The sequence below is a fragment of the Streptomyces griseofuscus genome, from assembly GCF_014673495.1.
GTDB classification, from domain to species: Bacteria; Actinomycetota; Actinomycetes; order Streptomycetales; family Streptomycetaceae; genus Streptomyces; species Streptomyces murinus.
The window spans coordinates 4,751,375-4,776,995 of record NZ_CP051006.1; the positions used below are offsets into that span (position 1 = coordinate 4,751,375).

The 25,621-nt window shown below is 71.6% G+C and carries 20 protein-coding genes and 3 pseudogenes; 16 read left to right on the forward strand and 7 right to left on the reverse strand.

Features of this window, described 5'->3' with window-relative positions; genetic code table 11:
• Positions 1-573 (forward strand): RNA 2',3'-cyclic phosphodiesterase, encoded by a 573-nt coding sequence (gene thpR, locus HEP81_RS21300; protein WP_037653505.1) that lies wholly within the window; start codon positions 1-3, stop codon positions 571-573.
• 155 nt (positions 574-728) lie between these two features.
• Here the strand turns inward: thpR and HEP81_RS21305 are convergent, their stop codons facing one another.
• The 3 genes from HEP81_RS21305 to HEP81_RS21315 form a co-directional block, all read right to left on the reverse strand.
• On the reverse strand, positions 729-1,721 hold the full coding sequence (locus tag HEP81_RS21305; protein WP_037653314.1) for an aldo/keto reductase: 993 nt from the start codon (positions 1,719-1,721) through the stop codon (positions 729-731).
• Between the two features lie 44 nt (positions 1,722-1,765).
• Positions 1,766-2,356, reverse strand: a complete 591-nt coding sequence (locus HEP81_RS21310) for a Uma2 family endonuclease (RefSeq protein ID WP_037653313.1) — start codon at positions 2,354-2,356, stop codon at positions 1,766-1,768.
• Positions 2,357-2,452: 96 nt separating this feature from the next.
• Positions 2,453-3,136, reverse strand: a complete 684-nt coding sequence (locus HEP81_RS21315) for a GDSL-type esterase/lipase family protein (RefSeq protein ID WP_037653312.1) — start codon at positions 3,134-3,136, stop codon at positions 2,453-2,455.
• Positions 3,137-3,248: 112 nt separating this feature from the next.
• Between HEP81_RS21315 and HEP81_RS21320 the strand changes: the two genes are divergently transcribed.
• Positions 3,249-4,235: a PD40 domain-containing protein gene (locus HEP81_RS21320; protein ID WP_037653311.1), complete on the forward strand. Its 987-nt coding sequence runs from the start codon at positions 3,249-3,251 to the stop codon at positions 4,233-4,235.
• A gap of 15 nt (positions 4,236-4,250) precedes the next feature.
• On the opposite strand, the pseudogene HEP81_RS21325 reads toward HEP81_RS21320, so the two are convergent.
• Both HEP81_RS21325 and HEP81_RS21330 read right to left on the reverse strand, forming a co-directional pair.
• Positions 4,251-4,709: pseudogene (locus tag HEP81_RS21325) on the reverse strand (hypothetical protein); the annotation flags it as partial.
• A gap of 79 nt (positions 4,710-4,788) precedes the next feature.
• Complete coding sequence (locus tag HEP81_RS21330) at positions 4,789-5,013, reverse strand: hypothetical protein (RefSeq protein WP_037653309.1); 225 nt, start codon at positions 5,011-5,013, stop codon at positions 4,789-4,791.
• 193 nt (positions 5,014-5,206) lie between these two features.
• Here HEP81_RS21330 and HEP81_RS21335 point away from each other — a divergent pair.
• From HEP81_RS21335 to HEP81_RS21345, 3 genes and pseudogenes are all read left to right on the forward strand, one after another.
• Positions 5,207-5,960, forward strand: a pseudogene (locus HEP81_RS21335) (DUF6879 family protein).
• Positions 5,961-5,978: 18 nt separating this feature from the next.
• Positions 5,979-6,836 carry a helix-turn-helix domain-containing protein gene (locus HEP81_RS21340; protein WP_037653308.1) on the forward strand — a complete coding sequence of 286 codons (858 nt, stop codon included), beginning with the start codon at positions 5,979-5,981 and terminating at the stop codon, positions 6,834-6,836.
• Positions 6,837-6,846: 10 nt separating this feature from the next.
• The gene (locus HEP81_RS21345) at positions 6,847-7,161 is read left to right on the forward strand and encodes an anthrone oxygenase family protein (RefSeq protein ID WP_051849991.1); all 315 of its coding nucleotides are present in this window, start codon (positions 6,847-6,849) and stop codon (positions 7,159-7,161) included.
• Positions 7,162-7,261: 100 nt separating this feature from the next.
• On the opposite strand, the gene serC is transcribed toward HEP81_RS21345, so the two are convergent.
• Entirely contained in the window at positions 7,262-8,380 is a 1,119-nt protein-coding gene (gene serC, locus HEP81_RS21350) for a phosphoserine transaminase (protein ID WP_037653307.1), read from the reverse strand.
• Between the two features lie 179 nt (positions 8,381-8,559).
• Between serC and HEP81_RS21355 the strand changes: the two genes are divergently transcribed.
• The 3 genes from HEP81_RS21355 (at position 8,560) to HEP81_RS21365 (ending at position 13,806) form a co-directional block, all read left to right on the forward strand.
• Positions 8,560-11,523 carry an FAD-binding and (Fe-S)-binding domain-containing protein gene (locus HEP81_RS21355; RefSeq protein ID WP_051850010.1) on the forward strand — a complete coding sequence of 988 codons (2,964 nt, stop codon included), beginning with the start codon at positions 8,560-8,562 and terminating at the stop codon, positions 11,521-11,523.
• 67 nt (positions 11,524-11,590) lie between these two features.
• Positions 11,591-12,712, forward strand: coding sequence for a lipid II:glycine glycyltransferase FemX (locus tag HEP81_RS21360; RefSeq protein WP_037653306.1), 1,122 nt, complete (start codon positions 11,591-11,593; stop codon positions 12,710-12,712).
• A 155-nt stretch (positions 12,713-12,867) separates the two neighbouring features.
• Positions 12,868-13,806, forward strand: a complete 939-nt coding sequence (locus tag HEP81_RS21365; RefSeq protein WP_037653305.1) for an EamA family transporter — start codon at positions 12,868-12,870, stop codon at positions 13,804-13,806.
• A 28-nt stretch (positions 13,807-13,834) separates the two neighbouring features.
• Here the strand turns inward: HEP81_RS21365 and HEP81_RS21370 are convergent.
• A pseudogene (locus tag HEP81_RS21370) lies at positions 13,835-14,601 on the reverse strand (class I SAM-dependent DNA methyltransferase).
• A 172-nt stretch (positions 14,602-14,773) separates the two neighbouring features.
• Between HEP81_RS21370 and HEP81_RS21375 the strand changes: the two are divergent.
• The 8 genes from HEP81_RS21375 (at position 14,774) to HEP81_RS21410 (ending at position 25,620) form a co-directional block, all read left to right on the forward strand.
• Entirely contained in the window at positions 14,774-15,985 is a 1,212-nt protein-coding gene (locus tag HEP81_RS21375; protein WP_037653303.1) for a polysaccharide pyruvyl transferase family protein, read from the forward strand.
• A 117-nt stretch (positions 15,986-16,102) separates the two neighbouring features.
• Positions 16,103-16,963 carry a TIGR03084 family metal-binding protein gene (locus tag HEP81_RS21380; protein ID WP_051849990.1) on the forward strand — a complete coding sequence of 287 codons (861 nt, stop codon included), beginning with the start codon at positions 16,103-16,105 and terminating at the stop codon, positions 16,961-16,963.
• Complete coding sequence (locus tag HEP81_RS21385; RefSeq protein WP_037653302.1) at positions 16,960-18,636, forward strand: acyclic terpene utilization AtuA family protein; 1,677 nt, start codon at positions 16,960-16,962, stop codon at positions 18,634-18,636. Before HEP81_RS21380 ends, HEP81_RS21385 begins: the two co-directional genes overlap by 4 nt.
• A complete protein-coding gene (locus tag HEP81_RS21390; protein WP_037653301.1) occupies positions 18,633-20,231 on the forward strand; it encodes an acyl-CoA carboxylase subunit beta in 1,599 nt (532 codons plus the stop codon). Before HEP81_RS21385 ends, HEP81_RS21390 begins: the two co-directional genes overlap by 4 nt.
• Positions 20,232-20,236: 5 nt before the next feature.
• Positions 20,237-22,108 (forward strand): acetyl/propionyl/methylcrotonyl-CoA carboxylase subunit alpha, encoded by a 1,872-nt coding sequence (locus HEP81_RS21395; protein WP_037653300.1) that lies wholly within the window; start codon positions 20,237-20,239, stop codon positions 22,106-22,108.
• On the forward strand, positions 22,105-23,295 hold the full coding sequence (locus tag HEP81_RS21400) for an acyl-CoA dehydrogenase family protein (RefSeq protein WP_037653299.1): 1,191 nt from the start codon (positions 22,105-22,107) through the stop codon (positions 23,293-23,295). Before HEP81_RS21395 ends, HEP81_RS21400 begins: the two co-directional genes overlap by 4 nt.
• Before the next feature lie 22 nt (positions 23,296-23,317).
• Complete coding sequence (locus HEP81_RS21405; RefSeq protein WP_037653298.1) at positions 23,318-24,886, forward strand: 4-coumarate--CoA ligase family protein; 1,569 nt, start codon at positions 23,318-23,320, stop codon at positions 24,884-24,886.
• Positions 24,883-25,620: an enoyl-CoA hydratase family protein gene (locus tag HEP81_RS21410; RefSeq protein WP_037653297.1), complete on the forward strand. Its 738-nt coding sequence runs from the start codon at positions 24,883-24,885 to the stop codon at positions 25,618-25,620. Before HEP81_RS21405 ends, HEP81_RS21410 begins: the two co-directional genes overlap by 4 nt.
• The last annotated feature ends 1 nt before the right edge of the window (position 25,621 follow it).

The following is a 25,621-nucleotide window of genomic DNA, read 5'->3' on the forward strand; positions in this document are numbered from 1 at the left end:
ATGAGACTCTTCGCCGCTGTGCTGCCGCCGCAGGACATCACCGCCGAACTGGCCCTGGAGGTCGACCGGTTGAGGAGGCTGCCGGGCGCCGACGGGCTGCGCTGGACGGGCCGCCCCGGCTGGCACTTCACCCTCGCCTTCTACGGCGAGGTCGCCGAGGACGTCGTACCCGATCTGTCCGCCCGCCTGGCCCGCGCGGCCCGGCACACCGACCCCTTCGAGCTGGCGCTCAACGGCGGCGGCCAGTTCGGCCACGGCCGCGCGCTGTGGGCCGGCGCGGCGGGCGATGTGGACGCGCTGCGCCTGCTGGCGGCCCGTGCGGAAGCGGCGGGCCGCAAGGCGGGGCTGCGGATGGAGGAGCACCGCCGCTACCAGGCCCACCTCACGCTGGCCCGCGGCCGGGAGGCGGTGGACATGGGACCGTACGTGGAGCTGCTGCGCGAGTTCGCCGGCCGGAGCTGGCGGGTGACCGATCTGGCGCTGGTGCGGAGCAACCTGCCGAGGTCGGGGGTGCGGGGTGAGCAGCCGCGGTACGAGGCGGTCGGGCGCTGGGTGTGCGGGGCGTCCGGTTAGGCTCGATGCGTGGACCCGAAAACCCGGAACCGGATCATGGCCGGTGCGCTTGTTCTCATGTTGGTGGTCGTCGCGGTGGCGGCGGCCGTCAGGTAGCGGTTGGCTGTGCGCCCGAGGGGGGCGGGACCAAGAGCTCCCCGCCCCCCGCACGTCTCCTACCAGGCGAAGGCCTCCGGGGACGGCCCCGGGCCCGGGAAGATCTCGTCCAGTCCGGTCAGGAGCTCCTCGCTCAGCTCCAGCTCCACGGCCCGCAGCGCCGACCGGAGCTGCTCCGCCGTACGCGGACCGACGATCGGACCGGTGACACCGGGACGGGTGAGCAGCCAGGCCAGGGCGGTCTCGCCGGGCTCCAGGCCGTGCTTGTCGAGCAGATCCTCGTACGACTGGATCCGCGCGCGGGCGGCCGGGTCGGCCAGGGTGTCCGCGGCGCGCCCGGAGGCACGGCGTCCGCCCTGCACCTCCTTCTTGAGCACACCGCCGAGCAGCCCGCCGTGCAGGGGGGACCAGGGGATGACCCCGAGGCCGTACTCCCGCGCGGCCGGGATGACCTCCATCTCGGCGCGGCGCTCGGCGAGGTTGTACAGGCACTGCTCGCTGACGAGGCCGATGGTGCCGCCGCGGCGGGCGGCGGTCTCGTTGGCCTGGGCGATCTTGTAACCGGGGAAGTTGGAGGAGCCGACGTAGAGGATCTTGCCCTGCTGGACGAGGGTGTCGATCGCCTGCCAGATCTCCTCGAAGGGGGTGCTCCGGTCGATATGGTGGAACTGGTAGAGGTCGATGTGATCGGTCTGGAGCCGCTTCAGGCTGGCGTCCACCGCGCGCCGGATGTTCAGCGCGGAGAGCTTGTCGTGGTTCGGCCAGGCGTCGCCCTCGGCGGCCATGTTGGCGTAGACCTTGGTGGCGAGCACGACCTTGTCCCGGCGGTCACCGCCCTTGGCGAACCAGTTCCCGATGATGCTCTCGGTCCGGCCCTTGTTCTCCCCCCACCCGTACACATTGGCGGTGTCGAAGAAGTTGATGCCCGCGTCCAGCGCCGCGTCCATGATCGCGTGACTGTCGGCTTCGTCCGTCTGCGGCCCGAAGTTCATCGTCCCGAGAACCAGCCGGCTGACCTTGAGTCCCGTGCGTCCAAGCTGCGTGTACTTCATGGTCGTAAGCCAACGGCTTGGAGTGGGCTCAAAGCAAGGGCGGGTCAGTCGCGCGGGAACGCATCGGTCTTGAGGGTGAGGCCGAGGGAGGCGGTCAGATCGATGTCCGTTCCGAAGACGACCGTCAGCTCACTGAGGTATTCACCGTCTTTGGGTTCGGAGTGGAGATGGCACTTGCCCTGGTAGGGGTCGGCGATGAGGTAGACCGGCACCTCGGCGGTGGCGTACGCCGTCTTCTTCGGGCCGTAGTCGTTCGTCGCCGTGCCCTTCGAGATGACCTCGGCGACGAATCGGACGTCCTGGTGGCGCCAATGGCCCGAGTCGTCCTTCTTCGCCGCCTCGTCGAGCATGGCGACGTCCGGGCAGAAGCCGTTGGCCTCGCCGGGGAAGTCGATACGGACGTCCGAGAACACCGGCACGTCCATCCCGAACCTGTCCTCCAGTGCCCGCACGATACGGCGGATGATTCCCCAGTGAGTGTCCCGCTGCGGCGTCATGTAGACGTTGCCCCCGACGATCTCGACCCTGAATCCTTCGGGGACGGGCATCCGCTCGAGGCGCTCGAACCACTCGTCCAGGTTCATGGCTTTTGCGTCGGCGTCGGCCATCTCGATCCTGTCTTCAAGGACGGTCATCGTGGCGCTCCTCCCCGGCTGCCGAGTAAAAGATGCAGCCGCGCGGTACAACGATACGCACAGTGACGAAGAGACGCCGAAAACCAGCCAAACTGCTCAAACTGTTCTAGCCGCGCACGCCCGTCCGATTCCCCACGCCTCCCGCATCGCCCCCGCGAACGCCTCCGCGATCCGGTGCTCGCCGCTCGCGTTGGGGTGGGTGCCGTCGTATGTGTCGACGTGGATGTCGTACGACGGCGGCGGCGACGCCAGCAGGATCGGCGACCGGGGCTCGTCCAGGTCGGCGACCGCCTTGGCGAGGAGGACGTTGAAGAGGGCGACCTGGTCGGCGAAGGGGGCGTCGGACTCGGCGCGGACGTTCGGTGTCACCGGCAGCAGCACCATGCGGACGCACGGGTCGGCGGCGCGCGCGGCGGTGATGAAGGCGCGGACGTTCTCGGCGGTCTGCTCGGCGTTGGTGTAGAAGCCGAGGTCGATCAGGCCGAGGGAGACGAGCAGGACGTCCGGCCGGCAGTCGCGTATCGCGTCACCGATCAGCGGGGCCATGTGCAGCCAGCCCTCGCCCCAGCCCGCGAGGTGCGCGCGGGGGAAGTCGGGGTCGGCGTAGTCCAGGGAGGTCGGGGCGCCGGTCTGCTGGTCGTACAGCGTCTCGCGCGGGCCGACGAGCGTGACGGCGGGGTCGTACGTACCGCGAAGGAGCTGCCACAGCCGGTGACGCCATGTGTGTTCGCCCGCGCTCCCGATCGTCATGGAGTCGCCCACGGGCATGAACCTGAGCATCCGATCATCATGGACGATCACCGCGGCGGGTGGGATGTGAGGCCCGCCACGTGGGGGTGCCCGGGCGGTGGCCGGAGGGGTGAACCCCCGGCGGCAATGGCAGGCTTGGGGGATGCGCCGACCGTTCGCCGTCCTTGCCGCCGTCCTGCTCGCAGGCGCCTGCACCCTGCCCGCCTCCGCCGCGGAGGGCACCGGAGGCACCGTGAGCGCCGGGGACAAGGGCTTCACGATGACGGACCCCCGGATCACCGAGTCCAGTGGCCTGGCCGCGTCCCATCTCCACCCCGGCATCTACTGGACGCACAACGACAGCGGCGACGGCCCGTACATCTACGCGGTGGACGGTGCGACCGGGAAGACGGTGGCCCGGGTGACGCTGCGGGGCATCGGCGCGCCGCGCGACGTCGAGGCGATCTCGATCGGGCCGCACAACGAGATCTATGTCGGCGACATCGGAGACAACTTCGACGGCCGCTGGCCCTATGTGTGGATCTACCGCCTCCCGGAGCCGAAGGTCCTGAAGGACCAGACGATCACGGCCACCCAGTACGTGGTGAAGTACGCGAACGGCCCCCGCAACGCGGAATCGCTGCTGGTCCATCCCAAGACCGGCCGGGTTTACATCATCGACAAGAAGGAAGACGGCGGCCACCTCTACGAGGGCCCCGCGACCCTCTCCACCAGCGGCGCCAACATCTTCAAGCCGATCGCCCCCATCGACCTCTGGGCCACGGACGCCACCTTCTCTCCGGACGGCGACCACCTCGCCGTCCGCGGCTACCTCGGCGGCATCTACTACTCCTGGAACGACGGCCACCCCAAACGCACCGAAATGCTCGACGTCCCCCTCCAGGGCCAGGGCGAGGGCATCACCTACTCGGCCGACGGCACGAAACTCCTCTACAGCAGCGAGGGCTCCGGCAGCGAGGTCATCGCCAAGGACGCCCCCGACAGCCCGAAGCCCTCCCCGACCCCCGGGAACGGCTCATCGAACAGTTCGGTGACCGGCGGGTCGCACGTCACCTGGGGGGCGGTGGCGCTGGTGGTCGTGGTGGTGGGGTTGTTCGGGCTGGGTCGCCTGCGGCGCCGCAACGGGTGACGCCGACTCGCCGCGCGGGCAGGGGAGTTCGGGCCGCGCTCGGTTCGGTGAGCAGGTGACGAGGGAGAGGGACAGAAAGACGGGTCGTTCGAGATAGAAGCCGAGCGCCACATCGCCTCCGTGACCGAGCCGTTCGACCACGGAGGCGACGAGGGCGTCCCGCGCCACCCGGTCGCTCTGCTCCTCACCGGCGAACCGCCCCGCGAACTCCTCCAGTTGTCGCCGTATCCAGGCTGCCGCCTCCTGCGCGGAGCGCCATGTACCGCGTACCAGCGAGCCCGGCTTGAGCAGCCAGTAGGCGGTCTCCAGCGGTGGCAGATCCGAGACCGGGAACTCGCCGGTCACCTCGCGGTACCGCGCGATCAACTCGGGCCGACTGCCGGGCGGGGGCGGCTCGGGATGCGGAGGACGCCGTAACGCCTCCTGATCGAACCGCGCTTTGGGGCCGGTCCACAGGTAGCCGTGGTGGTGCACCGGGAGTCCTGTTCGTGAGGCTCGGTCGGCCCTGGCGGACTCGCGGCACCGCCAGGACCGAAGGGGGCTGCCGGGAAGGTCAGTTGGCGAGCCCGAACCGTCCCGGATCGATCCCGGCGATGCTCGGCTCCTCCGTGGTGAACCGCAGCGGCGCCACGTCGGGCCGCTTGCTGTCCCCGAGCGCCCAGGCGTCCGCGCCGATCCGGGCAAGGGTGACGCACCCTTCACTACAGGGGCCGCCACAGGCCTGGACGAAGGAGGCGGAGGTGATGTCGAGCGCGTAGAGGTCGCTTCCGTTCAGCATGGATGTGCCTTCCCGTTCGGCCCGGTGGGGGCTGGTGGTTGGTCCGGGTTGACCGTAGGGAAGGGGGAGTGGGGTGCGAGGTGAATATTCTCGCTTATTCTCGCGCGGTGACTCTGGATGCATGGACATTCACTCAGAGGCACCGACATGCTGAGCCCATCAACATCGCCAACAGGCAAGGGTTGGGTCGTAGATGGCACGCAGGTTGCGGTTCAACGGGACGGGGAGCGGCGGGGGCGGGTGTCCCTCGGTGCACGAAGATCTCGACAGCGGTGAAGTGATCGTGCACGGCCCCCCCGCTGGCCGACCCCGAAGACATCGCCCAGCATCAGCACCTTTCGGAAGGAGAGCTCGCGATCGTGGTCCCACGGGATCTGCTGGTCGACTGGACCCCGAAGGAGCGCAGTCGACAGGTGCGGTCGATCGATCTGGACGAGTTCAACGGCCTGTTCAGCACATTCGAGCACACCGCGTGGCGGCTGGAGACCCGGCGGCGGTACGCGAGTGACGAGGAGACCGACACCTGGCGGCAGTTCGTGGAGACAGGTGAGATCAAGTGGAACTCGGACCATCCGTGGTGCGAGACGATCCGCGCCCAGACCGCGCAGGGCAAGCGAGTGGAGCGGGTCCGCATCGTGGACCAGCCTCCGACGACCGGGCAGCTCTACCTCCTCGACAACGCCAAGCGAAACAGCACCCTTGGCGAGGACATTCGCAATCTGTGGCGTTCCGACGCGGACAGGCTGCACCTCCCCGCCGAGGATTTCTGGCTGTTCGACAGCCGCCTCATCGCGCTCCTGCGCTTCGATGACGACGACCAGCTCACGCATGTGGACCTGATCACCGAGCCCGCAGAGGTGGTGCGCTGCTCCATGGTGCGGGATGCTGCTTGGCATCACGCCGTACCGTGGCAGCAGTTCACGGCGGGAATGCAGAGCGACGCGTAAGGACAAGAGCGGGTACCGGTGAGCACGGACTACCAGAGGGCACGTGAAGAACTGGGGCGAAGGCTTCGGGAACTTCGAGTCGGAGGCTCCCTCGGTCGGCTCACCGGTACGGAGCTGGCTCAGAGACTGGGATGGCGCCAGTCGAAGATCAGCAAGCTGGAGAACGGACGGCAAACGCCCACCGACGAGGATCTGCGGGCTTGGGCCGAAGCCACCGGACAGCCCGATGCGTTCGATGAACTACGCGCTCGCCTCAGGGGCTTTGAGAGCCAGATCCGCTCCTGGCGGCGTCAGCTGACGGCGGGACACCGCCCGGTACAGGAGACTTGGAACGGCATCGTTGCCGGCTCTCGGACCCTGCACGTATGGGACAGCGGTGTCATCTGCGGATTGCTCCAGACCGCCGACTACGCCCGCTACGTCTTTGACGGGCATGCCGAACTCCACAGTTCCCCGCGGGACATCGAGGAAGCGGTACGCGCCCGTATGAAAAGGCAGGAGTGGCTGTACCAGCCAGGTAAACGATTGGACCTGGTCATGTGGGAAGGTGCGTTGCATTCCCGGGTGTGTCCCCCGGAGGTGCTGGCGGCACAGCTCGACCGTCTGCTCGGCGTGGTGGGTATGGACACCATCCACCTGGGGATCGTGCCTCTGGACGCCGGACTGAGGCTGCTTCCCGGAAACAGTTTCTGGATCATGGACGAACGCCTCGTCGTGGTCGAGGACTGGCACGCCGAACTCTGGCTGGACGACGCCGAAACGATTGCCCTCTACCGCCGCGTCTGGGACACCTTCGCGGAATCGGCCGTCTACGGTGCCGAGGCCCAGCGAGTGATCGCCCGTGTCCGCCGGAGCAGCAGAGACGACGGCTCCTGACCAGCGGCGCGTGAGCGTGCCCACGTTCATCGCCGTGGTGGTGCTGGTGTTCCTCGCGCGCAGGGCGGGAAGCCCGGCGCTGCGGCCCGCCGCCGCGGCGCTCGTCCTGCTCGTACTGGCCCTGGTGGTCACGTTCGTGGTCAACGCGCCCATCAACCTGGACCAGTTCGCCTGGAACGCGCAGGCGCCCCCGGCCGACTGGGCGGGGGTCCGGGACCGCTGGCAGATCGCCCACGCCGTCCGGACCGCCTTCTGTGTGATCGCGCTCGGCTGCCTCGGTGTCGCGATCATCGACCGGCCGTTCGAACGTACGGCCGCCACCTGAGCCTCCGGGAGGCCCCGTGGGCCGTACCCCACCGGGACGCGACACGACGAAGGGCGCCCGGCACGATCGCCGGGCGCCCCTCACCGTCGTACCCGAGGTTTCAGAGCTTCTCGATGACGTAGTCGATGCACTTGGTCAGCGCCTCGACATCGGCCGGGTCGATCGCCGGGAACATGGCGACACGCAGCTGGTTGCGGCCGAGCTTGCGGTAGGGCTCGGTGTCGACGATGCCGTTGGCGCGCAGGACCTTGGCGATGGCGGCGGCGTCGATGTCGTCGGAGAAGTCGATGGTGCCGATGACCGCGGAGCGCTTCGCCGGGTCGGTGACGAAGGGGCTGGCGAACTTGACGTCCTCGGCCCAGTTGTACAGCGTGCGCGCCGAGGTGGCGGTGCGGCGGACCGCGAAGTCCAGGCCGCCCTGGCCGTTGAGCCACTCCAGCTGCTGGTTGAGCAGGAAGAGCGTGGCGAGCGCGGGGGTGTTGTACGTCTGGTTCTTACGGGAGTTGTCGATCGCCGTGGGCAGCGAGAAGAACTCCGGGATGTGCCGGCCCGACGCGTGGATCCGCTCCGCGCGCTCGATCGCGGCGGGGGAGAAGACGCCGATCCACAGGCCGCCGTCGGAGGCGAAGGACTTCTGCGGGGCGAAGTAGTAGACGTCGGTCTCGGCGATGTCGACCGGCAGGCCGCCCGCGCCGGAGGTCGCGTCCACCACGACGAGGGAGCCCTCGTCGGCGCCGGCCACCCGCTGGATGGGCATGGCGACACCGGTGGACGTCTCGTTGTGGGTGAAGGCGTACACATCGACGCCCGCCTCGGCCCGCGCCTCCGGGTGGGTGCCCGGGTCGGTCGCGATCACCGTGGGCTCGGCCAGCCACGGCGCGAGCTTGGCGGCCTTGGCGAACTTGGAGGAGAACTCGCCGAAGTTGAGGTGCTGGGACTTGTTCTCGATCAACCCGTGGGTGGCGATGTCCCAGAAGGCGGTGGAGCCGCCGTTGCCGAGGACGACCTCGTAGCCCTCGGGGAGGGAGAACAGCTCGGAGATCCCCTCGCGGACCTTACCGACCAGGTTCTTGACGGGCGCCTGGCGGTGAGAGGTACCGAGCAGGGAGCTTCCGGTGGCGGCGAGCGCGTCGAGCGCCTCGGTCCGCACCTTGGAGGGGCCCGCGCCGAAACGTCCGTCGGCGGGCTTGATGTCAGCGGGAATCTGGATGTCGGCCACGACTCGGAGGGTATCGGGTGGGCGAAACGGGACGGAACCGTGTCCGTCGGATGAGACAAGAACGCCAGGACACAAACTTGTCATGTCGTACGACGATCACGGATGGGCTTGTATGACGATCGAGGCGGGGCTGTGGATAACTTTCGATGACGGTCGGTGATCGGATGCATCCTGAACGCATGACGGATTCCTCGGCTCGGCCGGCCCGCTCGGACTTCCCGGCCGTCTCGGCACTCTCGGTTCTCGAAGCGGAGCTGCGCGCCTGCCTCCGCGGCGAGGTCCGTTTCGACGCCACTGCCCGCGCGCTCATGACCATGGACGCCTCCAACTACCGGCGCGTCCCCGCGGGAGTGGTCGCCCCCCGGGACGCCGAGGACGTGGCGGCGGCGCTGGAGGTGTGCCGGACGCACGGGGTGCCGGTGGTCGCCCGCGGCGGGGGCACGTCGATCGCCGGGCAGGCCACGGGCACAGGGGTCGTACTGGATTTCACCCGCCACATGGACCGCCTGGTGGAGCTGGACCCCGGCACCCGCACGGCCGTCGTACAGCCCGGCCTGGTCCTCGACAGCCTCCAGCGCGCCGCCGCCCCGCACGGCCTGCGCTTCGGCCCCGATCCGTCCACGCACAGCCGCTGCACCCTCGGCGGGATGATCGGCAACAACTCCTGCGGCTCCCACTCGGTGGCCTGGGGCACGACCGCCGACAACATCGCGGAGCTGGAGGTGCTCACCGCGCGCGGCCGGCGGTTGCGGCTCGGGCCCGGCTGGGCCGGCGTGCCCGAGGGGCTGCGGGAGCTGGCGGAGGGCGAGTTGCTCCGGCTGCGCACCGGCTTCCCGGACCTGCCCCGCCGCATCTCCGGGTACGCGCTGGACGCGCTGCTGCCGGAGAAGGGTGCCGACGTGGCCCGTTCCTTCTGCGGCTCCGAGGGCACCCTCGGCATCCTCACCGAGGCGGTCGTGCGCCTGGTCGAGGCCCCGCCCGCCCGCGCCCTCGCGGTGCTGGGGTACGGCGACGAGAGCGCCGCCGCCGAGGCCGCCGCCGGTCTCCTGCCGCACCACCCGCTGACGGTGGAGGGCATGGCCGCCGACCTGGTGCCCCCCGGGGCCGGACTGCCCAGGGGCGGCGCCTGGCTGTTCGTGGAGACGGGCGGGGAGTCGGAGACGGAGGCCCGGGCCCGCGCGGAGGAGATCGTCCGGGCCGCCGATGTCGTGGACGCCCTCGTGGTGACCGAGCCCGCCGCCCAGCGGACCCTGTGGCGCATCCGCGAGGACGCGAGCGGCACGGCGACCCGGATGCCGGACGGCTCCGAGGCCTGGCCCGGCTGGGAGGACTGCGCGGTGCCCCCCGCCCGGCTCGGCGCCTACCTGCGCGACTTCCGCGCCCTGCTCTCCTCCCACGCCCTGCGCGGCACTCCGTACGGCCATTTCGGCGACGGCTGCATCCATGTCCGCATCGACTTCGACCTGCTCACCGAGCCCGGCATCGGCCGCTTCCGGCGCTTCTCGGAGGAACTGGCCGACCTGGTGGTGGCACACGGCGGCTCGCTGTCCGGGGAACACGGCGACGGCCAGGCCCGCGCCGAACTGCTGCCACGGATGTACGGCGCCGAGACGGTCCGGCTGTTCGAGCGCGCCAAGGCCCTCTGGGACCCGGACGACCTGCTCAACCCCGGCATGCTGGTCCGCCCCGCTCCCCTCGACGGCAACCTCCGCTTCTCCGTGCTCCCGGCGAAGCCCGTGGACGTGGCCTTCGGCTACCCGGCCGACGGCGGCGACTTCCGCGCGGCCGTCCGCCGCTGCGTCGGCGTGGCCAAGTGCCGTACGACCACGGGGGCGGGGCCCGCCGTGATGTGCCCGTCGTTCCGGGCGACCGGCGAGGAGGAGCACTCCACCCGGGGCCGGGCCCGGCTGCTGCACGAGATGCTGGCGGGCGAGCTGATCACCGACGGCTGGCGCTCCACCGAGGTCCGCGACGCCCTCGATCTCTGCCTCGCCTGCAAGGGCTGCCGCACGGACTGCCCGGTCGGCGTCGACATGGCCACCTACAAGGCCGAGTTCCTGCACCACCACTACAAGGACCGGCGCCGCCCCGCCGCCCACCACAGCATGGGCCGCCTGCCCGAGTGGCTGCGCCGGATCGCCCGCACCCGTACGGCTCCTCTTCTCAACGCGCTCGCCGCCGTCCCGCCCCTGGCGGCCGCCGCCAAACACCTCGCCGGGATCGCACCCGAGCGACGGCTTCCCCGGCTCGCCCCGAGCACCTTCACCGGCTGGTGGCGGCGCCGGAAGGCCGCGCCGACCCCGGGCGCCGGGGACCTGGTCGTCCTCTGGCCGGACACCTTCACCGAGCATCTGTCCCCCTCGGTCGGCCGCGCGGCCGTCCGCGTCCTGGAGGCCGCCGGGCTGCGGGTGACCCTCCCCCCGACCCGGCTGCCCCGCCGGAGCTCCCTCGCGCGGTCCGGCGCCGAGAGCCCGGCCCCCTCCCTCCTCCCGGCCCGCCGCGCCCGTGTCTGCTGCGGGCTGACCTATGTCTCCACCGGCCAGCTGGACCGCGCCCGGGCGGTGCTGCGCCGCACCCTCGATCTGCTGGAGCCGGTGCTGCGCGCGGGCGTCCCGGTCGTCGTGCTGGAACCGAGCTGCGCGGCCGCCCTGCGCACCGACCTGCCCGAGCTTTTGCACGACGACCCGCGCGCGGCCCGGCTCGCCGCCGCCGTCCTGACCTTCGCCGAGGCCCTGGAGCGGCATGCCCCGCGATGGACCCCGCCCGCCGTGGACCGCCCGGTCGCCGGCCAGACCCACTGCCATCAGCACGCGGTCCTCGGCGACGCCCCGGACCGGCGGCTGCGCGAGTCGGCCGGCCTCACCGGGGAACTCTCCGGCGGCTGCTGCGGTCTGGCCGGGAACTTCGGCTTCGAGAAGGGCCACTTCGAGGTCTCCCGGGCCTGCGCGGAGGACCAGCTGCTGCCCTCGATACGGAAGGCGGCCCCGGACACCGTGGTCCTGGCCGACGGCTACTCCTGCCGCACCCAGCTGGAGCAACTGGGCGGGGTGAAGGGGCGGCACCTGGCGGAGGTGCTGGCCGAGGCGCTGGAGAGGGACAGGGGCGCGCCGGAGCGGGACACGACCGCGGGGGAGGAGAAATGACGGCCCGCCGGTGGACGGCCGCTTCCCTAGGGTGAGATGACCAGCGAGTCATGAAGGAGCAACGCGTATGAGCCTCACCGTCCGTCCGGTCACCCGGGCCGAACACCTCGCCTTCGTGGCGGGCCGCCCCTCGGCCAGCCATCTCCAGCTGCCGTCCTGGGGGGACGTGAAGCCGGACTGGCGGGCGGAGAGCCTGGGGTGGTTCGAGGCGGACGGACGGCTCGTCGGGGTGGGCCTGGTGCTGCTGCGGCCGCTGCCCAAGGTGAAGCGGTATCTGGCGTATCTGCCCGAGGGCCCGGTCATCGACTGGGCGGCGCCCGACCTGGAGCGCTGGCTGGAGCCGATGCTGGCCCACCTCAAGGGGCTGGGCGCCTTCTCGGTGAAGATGGGCCCGCCCGTGGTGGTGCGGCGGTGGAGCCCGGACGCGGTCAAGGCCGCCATCGCCGACCCGGACGCGCACCGGCTGCGGGACGCGCCGCCGACCTCCGAGGAACCGGGGGCGCTCGCCCTCGTCGACCGGCTGCGCCGGATGGGCTGGCGGCAGACCGAGCCCGGCGGCGAGGACGGCTTCGCCGCCGGGCAGCCCCGGTACGTCTGCCAGGTGCCGTATGCCGGGCGGTCCCTGGAGGACATCCAGCGCGGGCTCAACCAGCAGTGGCGGCGCAACATCAAGAAGGCCGAGAAGGCGGGGGTGAAGGTCGTACGGGGGGACCACGAGGATCTGCCGGCGTTCTACGAGCTGTACGCGGAGACGGCGGAGCGGGACCGCTTCATCCCGCGCCCGCTGTCGTACTTCCAGCGGATGTGGACGGCGCTCACCGCCGAGCACCCGGACCGGATGCGGCTCTACCTCGCACAGCACGACGGCGAGGTGCTCGCCGCGGCCACCATGCTGATCGTCGGCGGCCATGTCTGGTACTCGTACGGCGCCTCCACCAGCCGCAGGCGGGAGGTGCAGCCCAACAACGCGATGCAGTGGCGGATGATGTGCGACGCCCATGAGCTGGGCGCCCATGTCTATGACTTCCGGGGCATCACCGACACCCTGGAGGAGTCCAACCACCTCCTCGGCCTGCTCCGCTTCAAGGTGGGCGCGGGCGGCGGGGCGGTGGAGTACGTGGGCGAGTGGGACTTCCCGCTGAACCGCCTGCTGCACAAGGCGTTCGACGTCTATATGGCGCGCCGCTGAGGGGCGGTGGCGGGCGGGAGCCCGTTATGCCGGAGGGGGATGTCTCAGCATCCAGGACAGTGTCATAAGAGGTTCACACTCCTGACGAGGTCTACTACCCTGGACCGGGTAGTACAGGGAGCTGTACATGATCTGAGTCGAGCACCGGGACCGCCGTGACCACCGTCAACACCCCCACCGCCACTTCCGGGTCGTCCGCGACGACACCCGGGTCCCCGGGCACTCCGGGGCGTCTCGGCTCGTTCGGGCCGGTGGGGCTGGTGCTGGCCGGCGGGGTGTCGGTGCAGTTCGGCGGGGCGCTCGCGGTTTCGCTGATGCCGAGGGCGGGCGCGCTGGGCGTTGTGACGCTCCGGCTCGTCGCGGCGGCCGTGGTCCTGCTGCTGTTCTGCCGGCCCCGGCTGCGCGGCCACTCGCGCGCCGACTGGGGCACGGTGATCGCCTTCGGTGTCGCGCTGGGCGGTATGAACAGCCTGTTCTACGAGGCCGTGGCCCGTATCCCGCTCGGCCCCGCCGTCACCCTCGAAGTGCTCGGCCCGCTCGCGCTCTCGGTCGTCTCCTCCCGCCGCCTGGTCAACGTCGTGTGGGCGGCGCTCGCCCTGGGCGGGGTGTTCCTGCTCGGTGGCGGGGGCTTCAGCGGGGTGGACCCCGTGGGGGTGGGCTTCGCGCTCGGCGCGGGCGTGATGTGGACGGCGTACATAGTCTTCAGCGCGCGCACCGGCCGGCGCTTCCCGCAGGCGGACGGGCTGGCGCTGGCGATGACGGTCGCGGCGCTGCTCGTCCTGCCGCTCGGCATCGCCTCCTCCGGCGACCGACTGCTCGACCCGACCACGCTCGGCCTCGGGGCGGCGGTGGCCGTGCTCTCCTCGGTCCTGCCCTACACCCTCGAACTCCTGGCCCTGCGCAATCTGCCCGCCGCCACCTTCGCCATCCTGATGAGCCTGGACCCCGCCCTCGCCGCCACCGCCGGCTTCCTCATCCTCGGCCAGGCCCTCTCCGCCCCGGAGATCGCCGCGATCGCCCTGGTCATCGCCGCGAGCATCGGCGCGGTGCGCACCCAGGTGGGCAGGTCCAGGGCACCGGCCCTGGACGCGTAGTCGGCGTAGGAGCCCAGGGAGTCACCGGTCACCACGCGCCGGTCTTCCCCCACACCGACACATGCTGTCGGCTCTCGCCGGTGAACGGCGACCGTTCCCAGTCGCTCCACCGCTCCCGCAGCCGCATCCCGGCGAGCCGGGCCATGAGGTCCAGCTCGGCCGGCCAGACATAGCGGAACGGGATCGCGCGACAGGTGCCCCGCCCGTCCGCGACCTCCACATGGTGCGAGCTGACCGACTGGGTCGCCACGTCGTACACGTCGAACCCCAGCCGCCGCCCGTCCACCCGGAACGGCACCGCCTCCTGCCCCGGCGGCAGCCGCCGCAGATCGGGCACCCCGACCTCCACCACGAAACAGCCTCCAGGGTCCAGATGGGCGGCGGCGGTGCGGAAGCAGTCGACCTGGGCGTCCTGGGAGGTGAGGTTCATGATCGTGTCGAAGACCAGACAGGCGAGGTCGAAGGTGCCCGGCACCCTGGTCGTGGCGAAGTCCCCGAAGGTCACCGGGACCGCCGCCCCGCCCGGCTTGGCGCGCAGCCGCGCGACCATGGCCCGCGACAGATCGATCCCGTGCACCCGCACCCCGCGCGCCCGGCCAGGGGCAGCGCGATCCGCCCGGTCCCCACTCCCAGCTCCAGCGCGCGGCCCCCGTCCCCGGCGAGCCCTGCCAGGAACTCCACGGCCGGTCCCACGACCCGCGGCGCGAACATCTCCGCGGACGAGGCGTCCTACCCCGCCGCGACCGCTTCCCCGAAGTACCCGTCCGCATCGACGTACCCGTGCTCATCGGCCATCCGCCGAAAGTACGGCACCGGCCGCCCGTCCGGCGCCCGGATTTCCCGGTGGCCGGGTTGGCCGAATGGGCGGGGGTGGACCGGTCCGGCGGCGGAGGTGATGTGTACGTTGGCGGGGAGGGGTCCACGGCGTCCTCGGGGGCGTCGGCAACAGGCAGGGGAACAGGAACGCATGGCACGTGTCGCCGTCATCACCGCGCCCAACATCGGCTACCGCAACACCGGGATGCTGACCGTCGACCTGGCCTTCGAGGCGATGCGGCGGCGGATGGGGGACGGGGTCGAGGCGAGCTGGTACACGCTGCATCTGCCGCAGACCGTGCCGTTGCGGGGGTTGCGGGAGGGCGTGCGGGGGGCGGAACTGCCCTTCCGGTTCCGGTCGTTGATCGACGAGGTCGACACCCTGCGCGAGCATGACGCGGTCGTCTTCTGGGGCGACTTCCTGCACGCCCGGCACTACCTCGTCCAGGACGCCGCCAACCGGCTCCTCGACTACGGGCTGGTCAAGGACCGGGGTGCCGCCCGCGCCCTGCTCAACCGGACGCTGCTGCTCGCCGACCAGCCGGACGAACTGCTCGACCGCACCCTCAGTTACGGCGGCACGATCCTGCACAACACGCAGTCGGACTACGAGGACAAGGAGTACGGCCCCTTGTTCACGCGGCTGATGACGCGGAGCCACCGGGTCTGGGTGCGTGATCCGCTGTCGGCGGCCAAGCTCGGGCATCTGCGCGGGGATCGCCCGACCGACCACTTCGGCTCCGACGCGGCCCTGCTGAACCGCCCCGGCGATCTGGCCGGCCTCCCGGTCACGCCCTGGTCCCAGGACCTTCCGGACGGCGGGGCGATCGGGGTGTTCCTGGGGGCCCGTACGAAGATCCCCGACTGGCTCCCCGGGTTCTGTCAGGGGCTCGCGGAGCGGCTGGACGCGCCCCTGGAATGGATCCCCTGGTTCGACGGGGCCGCCCCGCGACAGGTCGGGCACCTCCCCGCCCGCCCCGGCGACCCCACGGTCGGCGACCTGCTCGGGGTCCTGCCCCGCTACCGCCTCGTCATCACCGACACCTACCACCTGTGCGTCAACGCCTGGGGTGCCGGCACCCCGGTGGTCTGCGTCGGCGCGCCCGAGCCGGTGCCGACGACCGACCGCGACTACCTGACGCTCAGCGATGTGAAGAAGCACGTCCTGCACATGGCGTACGACGCGGCCGACTTCTACCTCCCCACCGCCGCCGACAGCCCCGAGGGGCACGAGCGGCGGGCCGAGCGGATCGTGCGGCTGGTGGAGGGCGGGGGAGCGGCCGCCGTGGCCGAGCGGATCCGCGCGCACGCCGAGTACTCGGCGAACTCCTTCACCGAGACCCTCACCTCACTCCTGGGGTGAACCCGGGTTCACCCCCGAAAAGGCCCTCCATCGCCCCGGGCGCCCTCGGCCAAGTTCGGCTCAATAAATCATGCAAGCACGCTTGATTGTTTCCGTGCCCGCTGCGATGCTCCCCTCATGGCCGACCCGACGCCCGTCATCGACGACCTGCGTGCCGAGAGCGAAGAACTGGACCGGCTCGTCGCCCGGTTGACGCCCGAGCAGTGGACGCTCGCCACTCCCGCGCCCGGCTGGTCCGTCGCCCACCAGATCGCCCACCTCGCCTGGACCGACCGCGCGGCGCTGGCCGCCGTCACCGACGCGGACGCGTTCCGCGTGCTGGTCGAGCAGGCCCTCGCCCGCTACGACTCCTTCGTGGACGAGGGCGCGGAGGAGAGTGCCGGGCTGCCGCCCGCGGAACTCCTCGCGCAGTGGCGGTCCGGGCGCGACGCCCTCGACCTGGCCCTGCGCGCGGCCGAACCCGGCGTCCGTTTCCCCTGGTTCGGGCCGCCCATGGCCGTCGCCTCCATGGCCACCGCCCGCCTCATGGAGACCTGGGCCCACAGCCTGGACGTCGCCGACGCGCTCGGCGTCACCCGCGCCCCCACCGACCGCCTCGCGCACATCGTCCGACTCGGCGTGCGCACAAGGGACTTCGCGTACTCGCTGCATAAACTCACCCCGCCCGCCGAGGAGTTCCTTATCCGGCTCACGGCGCCGAGCGGTGCCGTATGGGGCTACGGCCCCGACGACGCCCCGCAGCGCGTCACCGGCCCGGCGCTCGACTTCTGCCTCCTCGTCACCCAGCGCGCCCACCGCGACGACCTCGCCCTGACCGCCGTGGGCCCGGACGCGGACCGCTGGCTGGACATCGCCCAGGTCTTCGCGGGCCCACCGGGAGGCGGCCGGAAGCCGAAGACGGCGGTGGAGACGCCGGAGGAGACAGCGGAGGAGACGCCGGACGAGACGGCCGGCCCGGCGGCGGGATCCGGCCGGTGAACCCTCTGCGGATAGGCAACTTCTCCGGCTTCTACGGCGACCGCTTCGACGCCCTGCGCGAGATGCTCACCGGCGGCGAACTCGACGTCCTCACCGGCGACTACCTCGCCGAACTCACCATGCTGATCCTCGCCCGCGACCGGCTGAAGGACCCAGGCGCCGGATACGCCCGCACCTTCCTGCGCCAGCTGGAGGACGTCCTCGGGCTGGTCCAGGAGCGCGGGGTGCGGATCGTCACCAACGCGGGCGGCCTCAACCCCGCCGGACTCGCCGGGCACATAGGCGAGTTGGTCGACCGGCTCGGCATCCCCCTGCGTGTCGCCCATGTCGAGGGCGACGACCTGACCGCCGACCACCCCGGCGCCCTCGCCGCCCACGCCTACCTCGGCGGCTTCGGCATCGCCGCGTGCCTGCGGGTGGGCGCGGACATCGTCGTCACCGGGCGGGTGACCGACGCGGCCCTCGTCACCGGGCCCGCCGCCGCCCATTTCGGCTGGGGGCCGGGGGAGTTCGACAGGCTGGCCGGGGCCGTCGTCGCCGGGCATGTGCTGGAGTGCGGAACCCAGGCCACCGGCGGGAACTACGCGTTCTTCCAGGAGGGCGACGTACGACGGCCCGGCTTCCCGCTCGCCGAGATCCACGCCGACGGCAGCAGCGTCATCACCAAGCACCCCGGCACCGGTGGCTTCGTGGACGTCGGCACGGTCACCGCGCAGCTGCTGTACGAGACCGGGGGCGCCCGGTACGCAGGACCCGACGTCACCGCCCGCCTGGACAGCGTCCGGCTGCGCCAGGACGGGCCCGACCGGGTGCGGATCGCAGGGGTGAGGGGGGAAGCGCCACCGCCGACCCTCAAGGTCGGGCTCAACAGGCTCGGGGGCTTTCGCAACGAGGTCGTCTTCGTACTCACCGGGCTCGGCATCGAGGCCAAGGCGGACCTCGTCAAGGACCAGCTGGCGGCGGAGATGGCCAAGTCACCGCCCGCCGACGTCCGTTGGGAACTCGTGCGCACCGACCGCCCCGACGCCGGCACCGAGGAGACCGCGAGCGCCCTGCTGCGTCTGGTCGTACGGGATCCGGACCAGAAGGTCGTCGGGCGGGCGCTCAGCGGGGCGGCCATCGAGCTGGCGCTGGCCAGTTACCCCGGATTCCATGTGCTCGCCCCGCCCGGCAAGGGCGACCCCTACGGGATCTTCGAGGACACGTACGTGCCCCAGGGGGAGGTGCCCCACACGGCCGTCCTCCCCGACGGGCGGCCCGTACGGGTCCCACCGCCCCCCGAGACCCTCCCCCTGGCGGAGGCGCCCGCCGCCGGACTCCCCGCTCCCTTGGAGTACGGCGCCACCCGCCGTGCACCCCTCGGTCTCGTCGCCGGTGCCCGCAGCGGGGACAAGGGCGGGAACGCCAATGTGGGGGTGTGGGCCCGTACCGACGAGGCATGGCGATGGCTCGCGCACGAGCTGACGGTGGACCGGTTCCGGGAGCTTATCCCGGAGAGCCGCGAGCTGCCCGTCACCCGCCACCCGCTCCCCGGGCTGCGCGCCCTGAACTTCGTCGTCACCGGCATCCTCGGCGCCGGCGTCGCCTCCCGGCACCGTTTCGACCCGCAGGCCAAGGCCCTCGGCGAATGGCTGCGCTCCCGCCACCTGGACATCCCGGAGGCCCTGCTGTGACCGTCCTCGACACGGCCCTGGACACCCACCACCCCGACTACACGGCGAATCGCGAGGCCATGCTCGGCAAACTCGCCGAGCTGGCGGGCGAACACGCCAAGGCGCTCGCGGGCGGCGGCGAGAAGTACGTCCAACGGCACCGCAAGCGCGGCAAGTTGCTCGCCCGTGAGCGCATCGAGCTGCTGCTCGACCCGGACACCCCGTTCCTGGAGCTGTCCCCGCTCGCCGCCTGGGGCAGCGAGTACACCGTCGGTGCCTCCCTCGTCACCGGGATCGGTGTGGTCGAGGGCGTGGAGTGCCTGATCACCGCCAACGACCCGACCGTGCGCGGCGGCGCCAGCAACCCCTGGAGCCTGAAGAAGGCCCTGCGCGCCAATGACATCGCGCTCGCCAACCGGCTGCCCTGCGTCAGCCTGGTGGAGTCGGGCGGCGCCGATCTGCCCTCGCAGAAAGAGATCTTCATCCCCGGCGGCGCCATCTTCCGTGATCTGACCCGGCTTTCGGCCGCCGGGATCCCGACCGTGGCCGTCGTCTTCGGCAACTCCACGGCGGGCGGCGCCTACATCCCCGGCATGTCCGACCACGTCATCATGGTCAAGGAACGGGCCAAGGTGTTTCTCGGCGGACCGCCGCTGGTGAAGATGGCCACCGGCGAGGAGAGCGACGACGAGTCCCTGGGCGGCGCCGAGATGCACGCCCGCGTCTCCGGGCTCGCCGACTACTTCGCCGTGGACGAGCGGGACGCCCTGCGCCAGGCCCGCCGGGTCGTCGCGCGCCTCAACCACCGCAAGGCGACCGCCGATCCGGGCCCCGCCGAGCCACCCAAGTACGACCCGGAGGAACTGCTGGGCATCGTCCCCGGCGACCTCAAGATCCCCTTCGATCCGCGCGAGGTCGTCGCCCGGATCGTGGACGGCTCCGACTTCGACGAGTTCAAACCGCTGTACGGCACCAGCCTGGTGACCGGCTGGGCCGCCCTGCACGGCTACCCCGTCGGCATCCTCGCCAACGCCCAGGGGGTGCTGTTCAGCGCGGAGTCGCAGAAGGCCGCCCAGTTCATCCAGCTCGCCAACCAGCGCGACATCCCGCTGCTCTTCCTGCACAACACCACCGGCTACATGGTCGGGCGGGAGTACGAGCAGGGCGGGATCATCAAGCACGGCGCGATGATGATCAACGCGGTGTCCAACTCCCGGGTCCCGCACCTGTCCGTCCTCATGGGCGCCTCCTACGGGGCCGGCCACTACGGGATGTGCGGCCGCGCCTACGACCCCCGCTTCCTGTTCGCCTGGCCCAGCGCCAAGTCCGCCGTCATGGGCCCGCAGCAGCTCGCCGGTGTGCTGTCGATCGTCGCGCGGCAGTCGGCGGCGGCGAAGGGGCAGCCGTACGACGAGGACGCGGACGCCGCCCTGCGCGCCATGGTGGAGCAGCAGATCGAGTCCGAGTCGCTGCCGATGTTCCTGTCCGGGCGGCTCTACGACGACGGCGTCATCGACCCGCGCGACACCCGTACCGTCCTCGGCCTGTGCCTCTCCGCGATCCACACCGCCCCCTACGCGGGCGCGCGCGGCGGCTTCGGCGTCTTCCGGATGTGAGGTCCATGATCCAGACACTGCTGGTCGCCAATCGCGGCGAGATCGCCTGCCGTATCTTCCGCACCTGCTCCGACCTGGGCATCCGCACGGTCGCCGTGTACTCGGACGCCGATGAGCACGCCCTGCACACCCGCCGGGCGGACACGGCGGTACGGCTGCCGGGCGCGGCGCCCGCCGACACCTATCTGCGCGGTGACCTGATCGTGAAGGCCGCCCTCGCGGCCGGCGCGGACGCCGTGCACCCCGGTTACGGCTTCCTCTCCGAGAACCCGGACTTCGCCCGCGCGGTCCTGGACGCCGGTCTGACCTGGATCGGGCCGTCCCCCGAGGCCATCGAGGCCATGGCCTCCAAGACGCGCGCCAAGCGGCTGATGGGCCTGGAACCCCTGGGGGAGGTCACCCAGGGGGACCTGCCGGTGCTGGTGAAGGCGGCGGCGGGCGGCGGGGGGCGCGGGATGCGGATCGTGCGCCGTCTGGACGAGCTCCGGGACGCCCTGGAAGGGGCGCGCGCCGAGGCCGCGAGCGCCTTCGGGGACGGCGAGGTGTTCATGGAGCCGTACATCGAGAACGGCCGCCACATCGAGGTGCAGATCCTCGCCGACACCCACGGCACGGTGTGGCCGCTCGGCACCCGCGACTGCTCCCTCCAGCGCCGCCACCAGAAGGTGATCGAGGAGGCCCCGGCACCCGGCCTGCCCGAGCGGCTCGCGCGGGAGCTGCGGACCCTGGCGGTACGGGCCGCGCGCGCCGTCTCCTACGTCGGCGCGGGCACCGTCGAGTTCCTGGTCGCCGATGGCCGCGCGCACTTCCTGGAGATGAACACCCGCCTCCAGGTCGAACACCCGGTGACCGAGGCGGTGTTCGGGCTCGACCTGGTCACCGAGCAGCTCCGGATCGCCGAGGGCCATGCCCTGGAGAAGGACCCGCCGAGCCCGCGCGGCCACGCGATCGAGGTCCGCCTGTACGCCGAGGACCCCGCCCGCGACTGGGCCCCGCAGACCGGCACCCTGCACCGGCTCGCCGTGCCGCCCGGGGTCCGCCTCGACACCGGCTACGGCGACGGCGACCCCATCGGCGTCCACTACGACCCGATGCTCGCGAAGGCCGTCGCCCACGCCCCGACCCGCGCGGAGGCGGTCCGGCGGCTCGCGGGCGCCCTGGAATCGGCGGTGATCCACGGCCCCGCCACCAACCGCGATCTGCTCGTCCGCTCCCTGCGCCACGAGGAGTTCACCTCCGGCCGCATGGACACCGGCTTCTACGACCGCCACCTGGCCGCCCTCACGACGCCCGCCCCCGACCCCCTCGCCCCGCTCGCCGCCGCCCTCGCCGACGCCCATGGCCGCTCCCGCTTCGGCGGCTGGCGCAATGTGCCGTCCCAGGACCAGGTCAAGCGGTACGAGGCGGCGGGGGAGGAGACCGAGGTCCGCTACCGGCACACCCGCGCGGGCCTGGCGGCGGACGGGGTACGGGTCGTCCACGCCGACGCGGGCACGGTCGTACTCGAAGTGGACGGCGTGCGGCGCGAGTTCGCGGTGACGCGATACGGCAACGAGGTGTACGTGAACGCCGAGCGGCTGATCGCGCTGCCCCGCTTCCCCGATCCCACCGCCCAGCTCGCTCCGGGCTCCTTGGTGGCGCCGATGCCCGGCACGGTCGTACGGGTCGCCGACGGCCTGACAGAGGGCGCGACGGTCACCGCCGGACAGCCCCTGATCTGGCTGGAGGCGATGAAGATGCAGCACCAGATCTCGGCCCCCGCCACGGGAACCCTGACCTCCCTCCACGCCGAGCCGGGACAGCAGGTGGAGCCCGGCCTGCTGCTGGCGGTCGTGCAGCCGACCCATATACAACCCGCATCCGGAGGAATCGCATGACCACCCTCATCGAGTCCGAAGAGCACAAGGCACTCCGCTCCGCCGTGTCCGCCCTCGGCAACCGTTACGGCCGCGACTACCTCACCCGCACCCTCGCCGAGGGCAAGCCCCTCACCGAACTCTGGTCCGAGGCCGGGAGGCTGGGCTATCTCGGCGTCAACCTCCCCGAGGCATACGGCGGTGGCGGCGGCGGAATCACCGAACTCTCCATCGTCCTAGAAGAGTTGGGCGCCGCCGGTTCCCCCCTCCTCATGCTCGTCGTGTCCCCCGCCATCTGCGGCACCGTCATCGCCCGCTTCGGTACCGAGGCGCAGAAGCGCGACTGGCTCCCCGGCCTCGCCGACGGCACCAGGATGATGGCCTTCGGCATCACCGAACCCGACGCCGGTTCCAACAGCCACCGCATCACCACCACCGCCCGCCGCGACGGCGCCGACTGGCTGCTCACCGGGCGCAAGGTGTTCATCTCCGGCGTGGACATGGCCGACGCGGTACTGATCGTCGGCCGCACCGAGGACGCCCGCACCGGCCGCCTCAAGCCCTGCCTCTTCATCGTGCCGACCGACGCGCCCGGCTTCCAGAAGCGCCCGATCGACATGGAACTCAAGGCCGCGGAAAAGCAGTTCGAGCTGGTCCTGGACGATGTACGGCTGCCCGCGGACGCGCTCGTCGGTGGGGGCACCTCCCACGCTTTCGGCAGTGGGGGAGAGGACGCGGGCCTGCTCCAGCTGTTCGCGGGGCTCAACCCGGAGCGCGTCATGACCGCCGCGTTCGCCATCGGGATGGGCCGGTACGCGCTCGGCCGGGCCATCGAGTACGCCCGCGACCGCACCGTCTGGAAGACGCCCATCGGCGCCCACCAGGCGATCGCGCACCCCCTGGCGCAGGCGCACATCGACCTGGAACTGGCCCGGCTGATGATGCAGAAGGCCGCCCGTCTCTACGACGCGGGCGACGACATCGGCGCGGGCGAGGCCGCCAACATGGCCAAGTACGCCGCCGGAGAAGCGTGCGTGAAAGCCGTCGACCAGGCCGTGCACACCCTCGGCGGCAACGGCCTCACTCGCGAGTACGGGCTCGCCTCGCTGATAACGGCCGCCCGGGTGGCTCGTATCGCGCCGGTGAGCCGGGAGATGATTCTCAACTACGTCTCCCACCAGAGCCTGGGCCTGCCCAAGTCGTACTGAGCCGCAGCCGCTTGGAGGAACCGTGTTCCGCAGCGAGTACGCAAGTGTCCCGCCCGTCGAACTCCCCGTCCATGACGCCGTGCTGGGCCACGCGGTCGAATTCGGCGAGCGGCCCGCGCTGGTCGACGGCACGGACGGGACCACGCTCACGTACGAGCAGGTGGACCGGTTCCACCGGCGACTCGCCGCCGCCCTCGCCGACGCGGGCGTGCGCAAGGGCGATGTCCTCGCCCTGCACAGCCCCAACACCATCGCCTTCCCGACCGCCTTCTACGCCGCCACCCGGGCGGGCGCCACCGTCACCACGGCCCATCCGCTCGCCACCGCCGAGGAGTTGGCCAAGCAGCTGCGGGACAGCGGGACCCGCTGGCTCGTCACCGTCTCGCCGCTGCTGCCCACCGCCCGCCGCGCCGCCGAACTCGCGGGCGGCGTTCGGGAGATCTTCGTGTGCGACAGCGCACCCGGGCACCGCTCGCTGATCGACCTGCTCGGCACGGCGGCACCCGAACCGGAGCTGGCGTTCGACGTGGCGGAGGACGTCGCGGTGCTGCCGTACTCCTCCGGTACCACCGGCGTGCCCAAGGGGGTGATGCTCACCCACCGCCAGATCGGCACGAACCTGGCCCAGTTGCAGTCGGCCGCACCCACCGGGCCCGGTGAACGCATCCTCGCCGTCCTGCCGTTCTTCCACATCTACGGCCTGACCGCGCTGATGAACGCGCCCCTGCGGCTCGGCAGCACGGTCGTCGTGCTGCCCCGCTTCGACCTGGAGACCTTCCTCGCCGCGATCGAGAAGCACCGCATCACCGGCCTCTACGTCGCCCCGCCGATCGTCCTCGCCCTCGCCAAGCACCCCGCGGTCACCCGCTACGACCTCTCCTGCCTCCAGTACGTCCTGTGCGCCGCCGCCCCGCTGGACGCCGATCTCGCCCGCGCCTGCGCGCACCGCCTCGGACTGCCCCCGATCGGCCAGGCCTACGGCATGACCGAACTGTCCCCGGGCAGCCATGTCGTCCCGCTCGACCGGCTGCACGACGCGCCCGCCGGGACCGTCGGCAAGCTGATCGCGGGCACCGAGATGCGGATCGTGGACCTGGCCGACCCCGCCCGTGACCTCGGCGCGGGGGAGCGGGGGGAGATCCTGATCCGGGGGCCCCAGGTGATGAAGGGCTACCTCGGCCGGCCCGAGGCCACCGCCGCGCTGATCGACGCGGACGGCTGGCTGCACACCGGGGACGTCGGCCAAGTCGACGGCGACGGCTGGCTGTTCGTGGTGGACCGGGTGAAGGAACTCATCAAGTACAAGGGCTTCCAGGTGGCACCCGCCGAACTGGAGGCCCTGCTGCTCACCCACCCCGGCATCGCCGACGCGGCCGTCGTCGGCGACTACGACGAGGACGGCAACGAGGTGCCGCACGCCTTCGTCGTCCGCCGGTCCGAGGGCGGCGAACCCACCGAGAACGACGTGCTGCTCCATGTCGCCGAGCGCGTCGCACCGTACAAGCGCGTCCGCAAGGTCACCTTCACCGACAGCGTGCCGCGCGCCGCCTCCGGGAAGATCCTGCGGCGCGAGCTCAGGGAGCGGATATGACCACGATCATCGGACGCTCGCGCACCCGCGGCGTCGAGACCCTCAGCCTGGACGCCACCGGCACCCGCAACGCGCTGTCCGCGCGCCTCGTCGCCGCCCTCGCGGAGGCGCTGGCCGAGTGCGGCAAGGACCCGGAGGTACGGGCCGTCGTCCTCACCCACACAGGTAACACCTTCTCGGCCGGCGCCGACCTGCGCGAACCGCCGCACCCGGACGCGCTGGTCGCCCTGCTGCGGCAGCTCGTCGAGCTGCCCAAGCCGGTCCTCGCCCGGGTCACCGGGCATGTCCGCGCGGGCGGCCTCGGCCTGCTCGCCGCCTGCGACCTGGCCTTCGCCGGCGCCGCGGCCACCTTCGCCTTCACCGAGGTGCGCATCGGGGTGGCCCCCGCGGTGATCTCGCTGCCGCTGCTGCCGCGCACCGATCCGCGCGCCCTGGCCCGCTATTACCTCACCGGGGAGCGCTTCGGGCCCGAGGAGGCCGTGCGCACCGGGCTGCTCACGGCCGCCGCCGCGGATGTGGACGAGGCCCTGGCACCCGCCCTCGAGGGGCTGCGCCGCTCCGCGCCCGAGGCCCTGGCGGAGACGAAACGGCTGCTCACGGCTAGGGTGCTGGAAACATTCGACCGGGACGCGGCGGACCTCACCGCGCTCTCGGCCCGCCTGTTCGCCTCCGACCAGGCCCGGGAGGGGATGACGGCCTTCCTGGAGAAGCGGGATCCGGCATGGGTGGTGTGAG